The 14,014-nt window shown below is 55.3% G+C and carries 11 protein-coding genes and 3 pseudogenes; 10 read left to right on the forward strand and 4 right to left on the reverse strand.

Annotated elements, in window-relative coordinates; all coding sequences use genetic code 11:
* The first annotated feature begins 100 nt into the window (after positions 1–100).
* The 7 genes and pseudogenes from VGM55_RS16765 to VGM55_RS16795 all read left to right on the forward strand — a co-directional run bounded on the left by VGM55_RS16765 (position 101) and on the right by VGM55_RS16795 (position 8,989).
* Positions 101–1,126, forward strand: coding sequence for an ABC transporter substrate-binding protein (locus tag VGM55_RS16765; protein WP_331636083.1), 1,026 nt, complete (start codon positions 101–103; stop codon positions 1,124–1,126).
* Positions 1,123–2,112, forward strand: coding sequence for a FecCD family ABC transporter permease (locus VGM55_RS16770; RefSeq protein ID WP_154186928.1), 990 nt, complete (start codon positions 1,123–1,125; stop codon positions 2,110–2,112). The genes VGM55_RS16765 and VGM55_RS16770 overlap by 4 nt, the downstream gene beginning before the upstream one ends.
* A complete protein-coding gene (locus VGM55_RS16775) occupies positions 2,109–2,867 on the forward strand; it encodes an ABC transporter ATP-binding protein (protein WP_331636085.1) in 759 nt (252 codons plus the stop codon). The genes VGM55_RS16770 and VGM55_RS16775 overlap by 4 nt, the downstream gene beginning before the upstream one ends.
* 9 nt (positions 2,868–2,876) lie before the next feature.
* Positions 2,877–3,689, forward strand: coding sequence for a class I SAM-dependent methyltransferase (locus VGM55_RS16780; protein WP_154186761.1), 813 nt, complete (start codon positions 2,877–2,879; stop codon positions 3,687–3,689).
* Positions 3,686–4,540 (forward strand): ModD protein, encoded by an 855-nt coding sequence (modD, locus tag VGM55_RS16785; RefSeq protein ID WP_331636086.1) that lies wholly within the window; start codon positions 3,686–3,688, stop codon positions 4,538–4,540. Before VGM55_RS16780 ends, modD begins: the two co-directional genes overlap by 4 nt.
* 23 nt (positions 4,541–4,563) lie before the next feature.
* A pseudogene (locus VGM55_RS16790) lies at positions 4,564–6,530 on the forward strand (TonB-dependent receptor plug domain-containing protein).
* A 281-nt stretch (positions 6,531–6,811) separates the two neighbouring features.
* Complete coding sequence (locus tag VGM55_RS16795) at positions 6,812–8,989, forward strand: TonB-dependent siderophore receptor (protein ID WP_154186755.1); 2,178 nt, start codon at positions 6,812–6,814, stop codon at positions 8,987–8,989.
* A gap of 59 nt (positions 8,990–9,048) precedes the next feature.
* On the opposite strand, the gene VGM55_RS16800 is transcribed toward VGM55_RS16795, so the two are convergent.
* Positions 9,049–9,300 (reverse strand): GlsB/YeaQ/YmgE family stress response membrane protein, encoded by a 252-nt coding sequence (locus VGM55_RS16800; RefSeq protein WP_016536859.1) that lies wholly within the window; start codon positions 9,298–9,300, stop codon positions 9,049–9,051.
* Positions 9,301–9,536: 236 nt separating this feature from the next.
* Between VGM55_RS16800 and ycgR the strand changes: the two genes are divergently transcribed.
* The gene (ycgR, locus tag VGM55_RS16805; RefSeq protein WP_331636087.1) at positions 9,537–10,268 is read left to right on the forward strand and encodes a flagellar brake protein YcgR; all 732 of its coding nucleotides are present in this window, start codon (positions 9,537–9,539) and stop codon (positions 10,266–10,268) included.
* Here the strand turns inward: ycgR and emtA are convergent, their stop codons facing one another.
* The gene (emtA, locus tag VGM55_RS16810; protein WP_331636088.1) at positions 10,269–10,880 is read right to left on the reverse strand and encodes a membrane-bound lytic murein transglycosylase EmtA; all 612 of its coding nucleotides are present in this window, start codon (positions 10,878–10,880) and stop codon (positions 10,269–10,271) included.
* Between the two features lie 94 nt (positions 10,881–10,974).
* Between emtA and ldcA the strand changes: the two genes are divergently transcribed.
* Positions 10,975–11,895: a muramoyltetrapeptide carboxypeptidase gene (gene ldcA / locus VGM55_RS16815; protein WP_331636089.1), complete on the forward strand. Its 921-nt coding sequence runs from the start codon at positions 10,975–10,977 to the stop codon at positions 11,893–11,895.
* Between the two features lie 112 nt (positions 11,896–12,007).
* A pseudogene (locus VGM55_RS16820) lies at positions 12,008–13,639 on the forward strand (potassium/proton antiporter); the annotation flags it as partial.
* Here the strand turns inward: VGM55_RS16820 and VGM55_RS27595 are convergent.
* Both VGM55_RS27595 and VGM55_RS16825 read right to left on the reverse strand, forming a co-directional pair.
* Positions 13,640–13,708 (reverse strand): annotated as a pseudogene (locus VGM55_RS27595) (hypothetical protein); the annotation flags it as partial.
* Positions 13,709–13,796: 88 nt separating this feature from the next.
* A partial coding sequence (locus VGM55_RS16825; protein ID WP_331636090.1) for a hypothetical protein occupies positions 13,797–14,014 on the reverse strand: 218 nt, incomplete at its 5' end.

Raw genomic sequence — 14,014 nt, forward strand, 5'->3', positions numbered from 1 at the left:
AGCACGTTAAACGTCTATAAATTGACCCCAGACAATTAAATAGACGATATATATGTGAGTATATAACGAACTTTATTCAGGATTTTATTGGAAAGAATAAATGTCGCTGACAAGAAGGATGTTTTTACAGGCGCTGGCCACCGGCGCACTGTTACCCACAACTTCACTGTTTGCCTCTGCGCCACTGAAGCAGACAATCAATACGCTTCCCGCGCCGGGGGCGATTCGGCGCGTCGTGAGTGCGGGGTCACCGGCCGATGTTTTAATGATTGCCGCTGCGCCAGAGAAACTCCTCGGCCTTTCTTCTTTCGACTTCAGCCGTAAAGCGAACGGTCTGTTGCCAGAAACTATTCGTCAACTGCCTAAATATGGCAGACTTGTCGGCGGTGGAAGCACGCTCCCGCTGGAAACACTATTATCACTTAAACCCGACGTTATTATCGATTGTGGCAGTGCGGATGAAACATGGCTCTCTCAGGCAAAACGCATTAGCGACCAGACGCAAATCCCCTGGGTTTTAATTAACGGAGAATTAATTCATTCCGCACGGCAATTAACTACCGTGGGTGAAATTCTCGGCGTTGAAGAACGAACGCATAATCAAGCTGAACTGGCACAGCACTTTATTTCTGATGCATTAACCTTCTCGCGCAGCGCTGCCGCTAATCTTCGTTTTTATGCTGCGAGGGGGCCGCGTGGGCTGGAAACTGGCCTGCAAGGCTCATTGCACACCGAAGCAGCAGAACTATTAGGATTAGAAAACGTGGCACGTATTGCAGGCCGCAGCGGGCTGACTCAGGTTTCGATAGAGAACCTGCTGCTCTGGCAGCCGGATATTATCCTGGTTCAGGATAAAACTACGCTGACGAGCCTGCTGAACGACCCGGCGTGGCGGGGCGTTTCCGCTGTCGCCCACCACCGCATATTGCTGCTCCAGGGCCTGCCCTTTGGCTGGCTGGATGCGCCACCGGGTATTAATCGCCTGCTCGGCATGCGCAGACTGCAGGCCTGGATTGATCCAACCATTCGCCCTCAGTTCCAGAGCGACATGCAGCTTTACAGTCGGCTTTTTTGGCATAACGAGCTTAGCGAACAGCGATATAAAACGCTCGTGGATGCACGATGAATCGTTTCCCGCTCCCTGCTTTTCTTTGCCTGAGCCTTCTTGGGGCTATCGTGGTTGCCACACTTTCGGGTCCCTGGCATCTCAGTCTGCCGCAAATTGCGGAACTGATTTCTCCGTTTGGCGAAACCAGCGTTTCACCACAGGCACAAATAGTCTTCTGGCAAATTCGCCTGCCGCGCATGATGACCGGATTACTGATTGGCGCTGCGCTGTCTGCCGCGGGTACCGCTTACCAGGGCATCTTCCGTAACCCATTAGTCTCACCGGACATTCTTGGCGTTTCCGCCGGTGCAGGGTTAGGCGCAAGCGTGGCCATCTGGTGCGGTATGCCGATGTGGATAGTTCAGTTTTTTGCATTCAGCGGCGGGTTATTAGTTGTAGGCGGCGTATTGCTTGTCACCCGAGCCAGCACACGTCACGATCCGGTATTGACCCTGGTACTTGTTGGTATCGCGCTTGGCACGGTAGCCGGTGCCGGGATCTCACTGATTAAAATCATCGCCGACCCTTATACCCAGCTGCCGTCAATAACCTTCTGGCTGCTTGGCGGCCTTTCTACGGTTACCCCTGCTGATTTACTGCTCTGCGCACCGCTCATCATTTTGGCAACGCTGCCACTCCTGCTGCTGCGCTGGAAGATGAACCTGCTGACGCTGTCTGATGATGAGGCTACGTCTCTCGGCGTCAACGTAAAACAACTGCGGCTAATGCTTATCATCTGCGCCACGCTGATCACGGCCAGCGCCGTTTCCGTCGCGGGGATTATCGGCTGGATTGGTCTGGTGGTTCCCCATATTGGCCGCCTGATGGTCGGCAGTAACCACCAACGCCTGCTGCCGGTGTCCATGTGCCTTGGGGCCACATTGCTGCTGACAACCGACACGCTCGCCCGAACGCTTGCCGGTACGGAAATTCCGTTAGGTATTCTCACCGCTTTTATCGGTGCCCCCTTCTTTTTGAGCTTGCTGCTAAGGCGGCATAAATGACGCTGCTTAACGTGAAGCAGGCGACGCTGGGCTATGCCGGCAGGCCTGTGCTGCGCCACCTCTCTTTTTCGCTCAATGCCGGTACATTTTGCTGCCTGCTGGGTAGCAACGGCTGTGGAAAAACCACCCTGCTGCGCAGCATTCTCGGCGTGCTTCCCCTTCAGTCCGGCGAGATAAGCATTAAGGGTGTCGCGCTCGCCGGCCTTTCAACCCGCGAAAAAGCGAGGCTCGTTGCCTGGGTGCCTCAGGCCCATGAAGGCGCATTTGCTTTCAGCGTCATTGAAATGGTGATGATGGGGCTGAATCCACAGATGAATACCTTCTCCACTCCCGGTGCAAACGAACACCAGTTGGCAATGAAGCAGCTAGAAACCATGGGCATTGCGCATCTCGCCCTACGCCACTGGACAGCGCTTAGCGGTGGAGAGCGTCAGCTGGTACTGATTGCCCGCGCCCTGGTACAGCAGCCTCGCCTGCTGCTTCTCGATGAACCGGCCTCCAGCCTCGACTTTGGCAATCAAATCAGGCTACTGGATACCCTGATACAGCTAAAAGAAGCAGGTACCACGCTGCTGATGGCGACCCATCACCCCCTTCACGCCAGGGCGATAGCCGATAGCGTGATACGTATCGAGCCGGATGGATGCCTTACCCATGGCTCGCCTGAAACTCAACTCGGCGCCGACAGTCTCGCAGATCTTTACGGCCTGACTACCGGGCAAATACGCAGCCACCTCGGACATGTTCTGCCATAAGGACGCATTATGCTTATCGACGAAATTGATTTCTCAGCACTCTATCAACAGCAGCTACGGCTCGCACATCGCTCGGAGAAAAAGCCCGAGCACTGGGATGCCAAAGCAGAAAAAATGGCGGCTAATTGCACTTCGCCCACCGACAGCTATCTTCAGCAACTGCTGCAAAAAATCGACCTGCGGGGCGCTGAAACGCTGTTCGATATGGGCTGCGGCCCGGGAACAGTGGCGCTGGCGCTCGCTAACCGCTTGAGCCACGTTTATGGCATAGACTATAGCCAGGGCATGCTTGACGTCTCCGCCCGCCGTGCGGATGAACTTGGCACCATAAATGCCACCTGGGTAAAGCGAGCCTGGGAGGATGCCTGGGACGATTTGCCACAATGTGATATCGCCGTAGCGTCCCGCTCAACGCTTGTCGCCGACATGCATCAGGCCATGAGCAAGCTAAACCGCCAGGCAAAGCGGCGCGTTTATACCACTCACCTGGTCAATCCAACCTTTATGTCCCCCGTTATTCAACGGGTAATGGGCCGGGAAGTGGTTGAACTTCCGACCTATATTTATGCGCTGAATGTACTTTACCAGCTGGGTATACGTGCACGTGTAGATTTTATTAACGGGCATAGCCAGCGCCACGATAACAGTACCTTCGCATTATTCCTCGATAACGTAATCTGGACTCACGGCGAACTCACGGAAGACGAACGTCTATGCCTTCGTGACTGGTACCAGCAGCAAGATCCGAGCGCCATTGCCTCACCGTCCCGCGACTGGGCGTTGCTCTACTGGGACACTGTGCCCCCAGGAGAGCGGGGATGATCTTTATCCCGCAGGCACAAACTGACGCCTGGCTGCTTGAGGATATCGCTCAGGGTGACCTGACTACCCGGGCGCTGGGTATTGGCTTACGTCCGGGAAGAATGACGTTTGTTCACCGGGACGGCGGCTGTGTAAGCGGGCTTGCGGCGGCCACCCAAATGCTCCATAGCCTGGGCCTTACCGTGTGTACTTCATTCCGCGACGGCGAACACGCTCAGCCCGATCGGCTCCTGCTCACGGCTAGCGGAAGCGCGGCTGCGCTCCATCAGGGCTGGAAGGCCGCGCAAAATATCATCGAGTGGAGCTGCGGCGTCTCAAATGAAATGGCCAGCATGCTGGCTATCCTGCACAAGCGCCACCCCAATGGGCACATCGCCTGTACGCGTAAAACAATCCCCGGCACGAAGCTTCTGGCAACCCAGGCCGTTCTGGCTGCCGGTGGCTTGATTCACCGGGCTGGCTGCGGCGAGACGATTCTTCTGTTCGCTAACCATCGCCGTTTTGTTCATGACGGTCATGACTGGTTCGGCCTGATAAGCAAGCTAAGGCAGGCGGCGCCGGAGAAAAAGATCGTTGTTGAGGCCGAAACGCCGGAAGAAGCCCTGTCGGCGCTGGCCGCTGAGCCGGATGTTTTACAGCTGGATAAATTTACCCCTGAGCAGGCCACCGATATCGCGGCCCGGGCTTCACGTCTTGCACCAAATTGCAAACTGGCGTTAACGGGCGGGATAACGCGTACCTCGCTTGAACGCTATCTTGACTGCGGCATCACGCTGTTTATCACCTCCTCCCCTTACTATGCGCCACCGGCCGATATTCAGGTCAGGCTAGGGCCGGATACCGCTGAATAACCCTCACACCATGGAAGACAAAAATGAAAACAGGAATGACACCCCTCTGCATTTCAATAGGCCTCGCGCTGGTACAGCCGGCGATCGCGGATCAGGAAGCCGACAGAATGACCGTCTGGTCAAGCCCGGCCTCTGCAACCACCACCATTCTCGGGCAGGAGATGATGGAAAAACTGGATAAACAGAACGTGGCCAGCGCCCTGGCAACCGTACCCGGCGTTACGCTACAAAAATCAGGGGGACGTAACGAACTGCAGGTCAAAGTGCGCGGTTTCGATAGCCGCCAGATACCCATCTTTCTCGACGGCGTGCCTATCTACGTTCCCTATGACGGAAACTTCGATTTAGGCCGTATCTTAACCTCTGATATCGCCTCTCTTGAGGTGTCGAAAGACTATTCATCCCTGCTGCAGGGACCCAACCAGATGGGCGGAGCCATCAATATTACCACTCAGAAACCGAGTAAACCGCTGGAAGGAGGGCTGGGCTACCGCCAGAGCTGGAGTCGTGGGAGCGATAACGCCAAAGATATGCATGCTTCTCTGGGTCTTAGCAACGATCGGGGGTTTATTCAGCTTAACGGCAGCAAGTTAAAGCAGGATTATCTCGGCCTGCCGCACGGCGTAAGCAGCGATACTGTCGGGACACATGGCAGGATGATCAACTCATCGGCAGAGGATACTAATGGCGTAATCAAAGTCGGCTTTACGCCACGGGTTAACGACGAATACACCTTTACTTATATTAATCAGAACGGAGAAAAGGACAGCCCACCTTATGCTGGAACCCTGCAAACGCCACGCTACTGGCAGTGGCCGCAGTATGACAAAGAGAGCTATTACTATCAGGGCACGACGCATTTAGGTGAACGCTTTACGCTGAAAAACCGTCTCTATCACGACAGTTTTAAAAATACGCTGCTGTTGAACAACACGCTGGAAGATTTACAGAATAAGCGTGGGGGCTACAGCCACTATGCGGACTTCAGTACCGGCGGCGGTCTGCAGCTCTCAGCGGATGTACGTGAAAGCGATCTCTTGTCTTTTGCCATTAACTGGAAAAACGATACCCACAGGGAGAAAGGCGCTCCGACAGCACCGTACGACCGCTATCGGGATCGAACCTGTGGTCCATTGCCAGCGAATATCAGTGGGCTGCTACCCAGAATCTGGACATCGTCAGCGGCATAAGTTACGACTGGCGTGACAGCGTTCAGGGTATGAAGCATGAAAAAAATGGCAGTCTGACCTTCTATGAAAACAACAGCAAGTCGGCATTTAACTGGGAAACATTGGCACGCTATCATCTTAACCATCAGGACTGGCTGTCACTCTCGCTATCAGATCGTACCCGCTTCCCGACGCTGAAAGAGCGCTACACCACCATGAAACCGGCGATGAACCAAATTGCGTTGGTCAACCCCCAGCTGAAGGCGGAGCGAGCACAAAACATAGCGCTGACCTGGAGCGGGCATATCAATGGAAGCTGGCGCTATGAAACCAGCATCTGGTACAACCGCGTCAGCGACGCTATTGTGTCAAAGTCCATCAGCGACAGGCTGACGCAGAACCAGAACAGCGGTCGCATTAATTATAGCGGCGTGGATATCGGCATCAACGGCAGTCCATTGGATATGCTCGACGTTGGCGCCAGCTACGGCCTTATTCACGCGGATATCAAATCCCGCGAAGCGGGTAAACCCACCGGCCAGCCAACCCAAACGCTAACTTCATGGCTAACGTTCAGACCGCTGGACTCCTTACGATTTACTCTCTCGGAAGAAGCTCGCTCATCCAGTTACAGCAACAGCAGCGGCACCCAAAAAGCCGCTGGCTTCGCCGTCACGCATCTGCGTGCCGACTACAACGTGGGCTATGGCATAAGCGTTAATGCATCAGTTAACAACCTGTTCGACAGTAAATATGCACTAAGCGAAGGGTTTATTGAGGAAGGCCGCAACGTTTGGGCCGGTATCGAATATAAATTTTGATCCTAAGTCAACCCCCCTGCGGATCTGCCGGGCCGTAGGGGTCAGTTACTGCGCATTTATTCCTGCCTGAATGGTTACATCCGGAACAATCAACAAACTAAATCACTCATTATTTCATGGACTTTCACGCATAAAAAAACATAACAACGCTTGTGTGATGTAATAATAACGATAATAATTCGCATTCGAAATCGCATGTAGATTCACTGCGCTTTCCCGTCGCCCAGTCCGACGGAGGAATTCCATCAGGATGATGACCTCAATACTTCCGGACCCCTAAAATGATAAAGGCTTTTACCGTAAAGCGTTCTGCTTTGTTCTGCGCGCTTGCTCTCATCGCACCTATTTCCGCATCGGCTGAAGAAACGCTGGTTGTCACCGCCAAACCGGCTGATACCGCAACATCCCCGACGATTGGTTACACTGCCACCACCACACGCGGCGCAACAAAGACTGACCAGCCGCTGATTACCACCGGACAAAGCATCTCCGTCGTTACCCGCCAGCAAATGGAAGACCAGGGCGCGCAGACCATTAACAGCGCGCTGAACTACACACCGGGCGTGTTTACAGGTTTTGCCGGCGGTGCAACCCGCTACGACACCGTTGCGCTGCGCGGTTTCCACGGTGGCGATGTGAATAACATCTTCCTTGATGGCCTTCGCCTGATGAGCGACGCGGGAAGCTTTAACGTCGTGCAGGTCGATCCGTGGTTCCTGGAGCGCCTTGATGTGATCAAAGGCCCCTCTTCCGCACTTTACGGCCAGACCGTACCGGGCGGCCTGGTGATGGAAACCTCGAAACGCCCGCAGTTTGTTGAAGAAGGCCACGTGCGGACGATGTACGGCAACCATAACACCAACGGCACGGCGTTTGATTACACCAATGCGATTAACGACCAGTGGGCCTTCCGCATCACCGGCCTGACCAAAAATAGCGATACGCAGTATGAAAACACGCGCGACGAGCGCTACGCCATTTCGCCTTCTCTGCTGTGGCAACCTGACGACGCTACGTCTCTGGTGCTGAGAGCTTACCTGGAAAAAGATCCCTCCGGCGGCTACCACGGTTCCGTTCCGGGCGACGGCAGTCTTTACAGCACCACGGGACGCAAGCTGGATACCGGGTTCTCTGACGTGCAACCGGGCGATGACGCCTTTAAGCGCCACCAGCAGATCTACAGCTACGAGTTTGCTCACGCCTTCGATGATGTCTGGTCGTTCCGCTCGAACGCCAGCTACACCCACTCTAACGTCGCGCTGCGCCAGGCCTATCAGATTGGCTGGGCGGACACCGCACACAACGAACTGTCACGCTATTACAGCAGCGAAAACTCCTCGCTGGATGCCTGGGCCATCGACAATCAGCTTGAAGCCGACTTCGCGACCGGCGAGCTGCAGCATAAAGTGGTGCTTGGCGGCGAATATCACCGGTTCACCAACGATCTGACGGACGGGACTGGCTATACCACCAACCTGAATCCGTGGACCGGCGTTTCTGGCGGCATTGGCGGCTACTATTACTTTGACCCGCGCGACGATAGCTACCAGACCATCAATCAGGGGCTGCTGGTTAAAGCTGGCCGCCGCCAGTATGAGCAAACCGGGGCGTACCTGCAGGACGAAATGAAGTGGGACCGCTGGCATATGACGCTGTCTGGCCGCTACGACCATTTGGTCACCAAAAGCCACCTGGTGGCGACGGCTATCGACAGCGACGTGACGGACAACCGCACAGATAACCACTTTAGCGGCCGCGCTTCCCTGCTGTACGCCTTTGATAACGGTATTTCTCCGTATGTGAGCTACAGCCAGGCCGTCACGCCGCAGGTGCTTTCCGATGCCGAAGGCAAGCTGCTGAAACCTACGACCGCTGAACAGTACGAAGCCGGGGTTAAATACCAGCCGGCCGGCACCAGCGATTTGTATAGTGCCGCCGTTTACGATCTGACCCAGAAAGATGTGGGCAACCGTAACGTTCAGGGCGGATATTTTGAACCCGCGGGCAAAGTGCATTCCCAGGGGCTTGAGCTGGAGGCGCGTACTCAGCTGACGCCACGCCTGTCGACCATCGCCAGCTATACCCTCAACCGTGTACGCTATAAAGACGCGATTGACGGTAACGACGGCAACACGCCATACGTCACGCCAAATCAATTGGCGAGCCTGTGGAGCACGTTCAAAGCCGATTACGGCATCAGCCTGGGCGCAGGGATTCGCTACATCGGCAAACAGTGGGCCGACAACGAAAATACCCTGCGGGTACCTTCCGCAACGCTGCTGGATGCCATGGTTCGGGCAGATCTGGGCGCATGGACACCGTCGATGAAAGGCGCATTTGTACAGCTTAATGCCACAAACCTGACCGGCCGTGATTATGTGGCGGGCTGCTATGGGACGGGCTATTGCTATTGGGGTGCGGAACGTTCGGTTATTGCCACCGTAGGCTATGACTTTTAATCGCAAAGCTTAAAACGTAAAAACGGCCCCGAAGGGCCGTTTTTTTAATCAATGACTTTCTACCGTCGTACCATCCTGAAAATAGCCAGCACAATAATGGCGCCAATCACCGCCACAAAGAAACTTGGCCAGTTAAAGCCGGTTACCGGCCCGCCAAGGTGCAATGCCGTTGCCACCCAGCCGCCTACCACCGCGCCCACGATCCCCAGAATACAAGTGAGGATAATGCCGCCGCCGTCTTTGCCAGGCATAATTAACTTAGCAACCACACCCGCGATGAGACCAAAAATAATCCAGGCCAGGATACCCATTTTAGAACGTCCTCTTCTACATTGTGAGCTTTAGCAGGCTCGCCGGGCGCCTTCTGCACCCAAGTCAGCGGCCTACTGTCAAAAAGAGTATAGCCCGGTTGCGTAAAAACGTGATGAATCTCACCCGGTTATACTCATTTTCAGGCAAAAAAAATCAAAAATTTGTATTAAGTTTTGTCCGGTTTTGCCGATAAGCTTCGATACCACAACCTGAAAAAACAACAAGGACTTGAGCCTTGAGTCACTATAACGAGCAGTTCCTTAAGCAGTCTCCTCTGGCAGTATTAGGTGTGCTACGCGACTTACACAAACAGCAGGTTCCCGTCAGGCTGGAATGGTCTAACGGGCAGTTCATTAGCAAAATACTCGACGTCTCAGCGGATCGTTTAATTCTGGACTTTGGTAGCCAGGCGCAGGAAAACCTTTCCGTGCAAAAGGCCACCCACATCGAGTTCATCGCTGAAACGCAGGGGGCAAAAGTTGAATTTAGCTTGCCCGGTCTGAAGGCGACGGATTATCAAAATCTGCCGGCGTTCACGACGCCGCTGCCGCCGTCGCTGTGGTTCGTGCAGCGCCGGGAATACTTCCGCATTACCGCCCCCATGCAGCCGCAGTATTACTGCCGCACCGAACTGGCCGATGGCTCTGAGTTTGCCTTCCGGCTTTGCGACCTGTCGCTCGGCGGCATGGGCGCCTTGGTTGACGGCTCATTGCCCCCAGGCCTCGCGCCCGGCCTGCGTTTTGGCCGCGTAGAGATGGATCTCGTGGAATGGGGTAAGTTTTACTTCGATATGCAGCTGGTGATGGTTTCGGAGCGCAAGGTGGTGGACAGCAAAAATGAAACCATTTCAACGCCGCGCTTAAGCTTCCGTTTTTTAAACGTCAACCCGGCGGTAGAACGTGAACTGCAAAAGATTATTTTCTCGCTGGAGCGGTCGGCCCGGGAAAAGGCCAACCGCGTGAAGTAATTAAATAGCGTTCATGGCCCGCGTCACCTTGTACAGGTAGCGCGGTGCCTGCGGCGCAGGATGATTGGTGGCGATATGCTGATAGAACTCGTCCGGGCTCAGGCGATTTATCTTGTCTATCGCATCCTGCCTGTCGGAATCAAAGGTTCTTAATAGCGCCCCCGCCCCGTTCACGTAAGAGACAATCAGCGCGTACTGCATCACCTGCGGGTCGTTGATCCCACGCAAAATACCGTGTTCAAGAATACTCAGGTAGGCCGTGCCGATATCAATGTTGCGCGCAGGGTCCCGCAGTTCACTGTTCGATGGCTGTCCGCTGAAGCCCTGATTGCGGTATACTTCTCTTCCTGCCGTAGAGGCCTTAATCTGCATAAGCCCAATGGCGTTCGAGGCGCTAACCAGCTGTGGGTTGCCTCCGGACTCCACCGCGATAATCGCGGTTACTAGCCTTGGGCTCACGCCCCATTGCTGCCCGGACTGCTCGGTGATTGGCATCCAGTTCAACGCTCTCTGAGTGGGGATAGTCGGGTCCCACGGGGCCTGCTGCTGCGGTGAATGGCTGGAACAGCCGGCCAGAAACAGCACCAGAACGATAAACCATCTTAATTTCACGCATCTATCCTTATTGATGTGCTCGCCATAACGGCGATGACAAGCGCTCTCGATAGCGGCATGATAACCAATTCATATTCAGCAAGGAAATGCCATGTCTCTGATTCATTTAATCGCCCCATCCGGTTACTGCATTAATCAGCAGGCAGCGGCCAGGGGCATCCGCCGGCTGGAAGAGAACGGGCATCAGGTGGTTAATCAGCAGGCAGTGACGAGGCGTTTCCAGCGTTTTGCCGGCACGGACAGCGAGCGGCTTGCGGAGATCAATCATCTGGTAACGCTGCCGCCGGAAACCGATATCGTGCTCGCGGTGCGCGGCGGCTATGGCGCAAGCCGCCTGCTGGAAAACATCGACTTCTCACGCCTGGGCGCAGCGCTGCGAGCCAGGCCGCAAATCATCTGCGGCCACAGCGACTTTACCGCTATCCAGCTAGGCCTGCTGGCGCAGTGTGGCGCTATCACCTTCAGTGGCCCCATGCTCGCCGGGAATTTCGGCGCTGAAGAGATGGATGAAAACACCTGGCACCACTTCTGGAAAGCGCTACGTGAACCCGAATTCACCGTCAGATGGGAAAGCGACGCCCCCGCAGTGCATGCCAGCGGTACGTTATGGGGAGGGAACCTGGCGATGCTGGTGTCGCTGATTGGTACGCCCTGGCTACCGTTAATAGAGGGGGGGATTCTGGTGGTTGAAGACATCAACGAACACCCATTCCGCGTGGAGCGTATGCTGCTGCAGCTTTACCACGCGGGTATTCTGGCGCGCCAGAAAGTGATTGTTTTAGGAAGTTTTAATGGGGCAACAACGACAGATTACGATGCAGGATATACCTTCGATGAGATGCGAAAAAACCTGCAGCAACGCCTGAAAGTGCCGATCCTTTCCGGTCTGCCGTTTGGCCACGAACCGCAAACTGTCACCCTGCCTGTAGGCGCCCTCGCACAATTGCAGCATGACGGTAAGACAGCCTATCTGACGGTAAGCGGTCACCCGGTTTTGCGCGAAAGAAGATAACTTTAAGCGCCCTTTTTGGGCATTTAACCTGCAGGTTACATGTTAAAATTCCACAACATAGATAAAGGAGAAGAATGATTTGGACGCAGGGGCGATAGTCAGTTTGTTTATTTTGGGTTCCGTTCTGGTAACTTGCAGTATCTTATTAAGTTCATTCTCCTCTCGTCTGGGCATTCCCATTCTGGTTATCTTTTTGGCTATCGGCATGCTGGCCGGTATCGACGGCCTGGGCGGTATCCCGTTTGATAATTATCCCTTCGCCTATCTGATCAGTAACCTGGCGCTGGCGGTTATCCTGCTTGACGGCGGCATGCGAACCCAGGCCAGTTCATTTCGTGTTGCGCTTGGCCCCGCGCTTTCACTGGCAACCGTTGGCGTATTAATTACCTCCGGCTTGACCGGTGTTGCAGCCGCCTGGCTGTTCAATCTCAACCTCATTGACGGCTTGCTTATCGGTGCCATCGTCGGCTCGACCGATGCCGCAGCGGTCTTTTCGCTGCTCGGCGGTAAAGGCCTTAACGAGCGCGTAGGCGCAACGCTTGAGATTGAGTCGGGCAGTAATGACCCGATGGCGGTATTTCTCACCATTACGCTGATTGAGATGATCCAGCAGCACCAGACCGGTCTGAGCTGGATGTTCCTGGTGCATATCATTCAGCAGTTCGGGCTGGGGATCGTGCTTGGCCTCGGCGGCGGCTATCTGCTGCTGCAGATGATCAACCGTATCACCCTGCCTCAGGGGCTATACCCGATGCTGGCGCTGAGCGGCGGTATCATGGTGTTTGGCGTGACAACGGCGCTGGACGGCAGCGGTATTCTGGCGGTTTACCTGTGTGGCTTCGTGATGGGTAACCGCCCTATCCGCAGCCGCTTTGGTATTCTGCAAACCTTTGACGGGCTGGCCTGGATGGCGCAAATCGGCATGTTCCTGGTGCTTGGCCTGCTGGTGAACCCTTCCGACCTGCTGCCGATTGCGGTCCCTGCACTGCTGCTTTCAGCGTGGATGATCTTTTTTGCTCGTCCGCTTTCCATTTTTGCCGGCCTGCTGCCTTTCCGCGGTTTTAACCTGCGAGAACGTGTGTTCATCAGCTGGGTTGGGCTGCGTGGCGCCGTGCCTATCATTCTGGCGGTCTTCCCGATGATGGCCGGGCTGGATAACGCCCGCCTGTTCTTCAACGTCGCCTTCTTTGTGGTGCTGGTTTCCCTGCTGCTTCAGGGAACCTCCCTTGGCTGGGCGGCCAAAAAAGCAAAAGTCGTGGTGCCACCGGTCGGCTGGCCGGTTTCCCGCGTAGGGTTGGATATCCATCCTGATAACCCGTGGGAGCAGTTTGTCTATCAGCTGAGCGAAGAGAAATGGTGCGTAGGTGCCGCCTTGCGTGACCTGCATATGCCGGAAGAGACGCGCATTGCCGCACTGTTCCGCGATAACGAGCTGCTGCACCCGACGGGCAGCACCCGGCTTCGCGAGGGCGATGTGCTCTGCGTGATCGGTCGCGAACGTGACCTTCCCGCGCTCGGTAAGCTGTTTAGCCAGTCGCCGCCCGTGGATTTGGATCAGCGCTTCTTTGGCGACTTTATTCTGGAGGCCAGCGCCCAGTTCTCCGACGTGGCGACCATTTACGGCCTGACGCTGGATGAAGAGGTCAATACCCAGCAGTCGCTCGGTGATTTTGTGCTGGGGATGCTTGGCGGCGCGCCGGTTGTCGGTGACCAGGTTGAGTTCGCCGGGATGATTTGGACGGTGGCGGAGAAAGAAGACAACCTGGTACGTAAGATTGGTGTCCGGGTGGCCGAGGAAGAAGAGGAGTAGCATCCCCCTCACCTCAACGGGCGCTGTCTCTTATACCTATTTTTCTTTCAAAATCTTCCGGGAGTTATCTTTCGCTCTGCAGTTATTCCGTTCACCCATAAATCTGTTTTCCCTGCACGTCCAGAAAACGGCGAACGTGTCCGGGGGATAACGCCATCCCCCGAACAGCCCCGGCGCCCGGCGAGCTCATCGCCGCTGAAGCGGTAAACCCACCGGCCATCACCCAAACATTCGGGGTCGTTCGCGATTCGTTCCCGACGATCGCTCTCTTTCGCTGCTCCCGGCAGCTCAACCCCGCCTGAGTTGGGT

It is taken from the genome of Cedecea sp. (assembly GCF_036500665.1).
Taxonomy (GTDB): domain Bacteria; phylum Pseudomonadota; class Gammaproteobacteria; order Enterobacterales; family Enterobacteriaceae; genus Cedecea.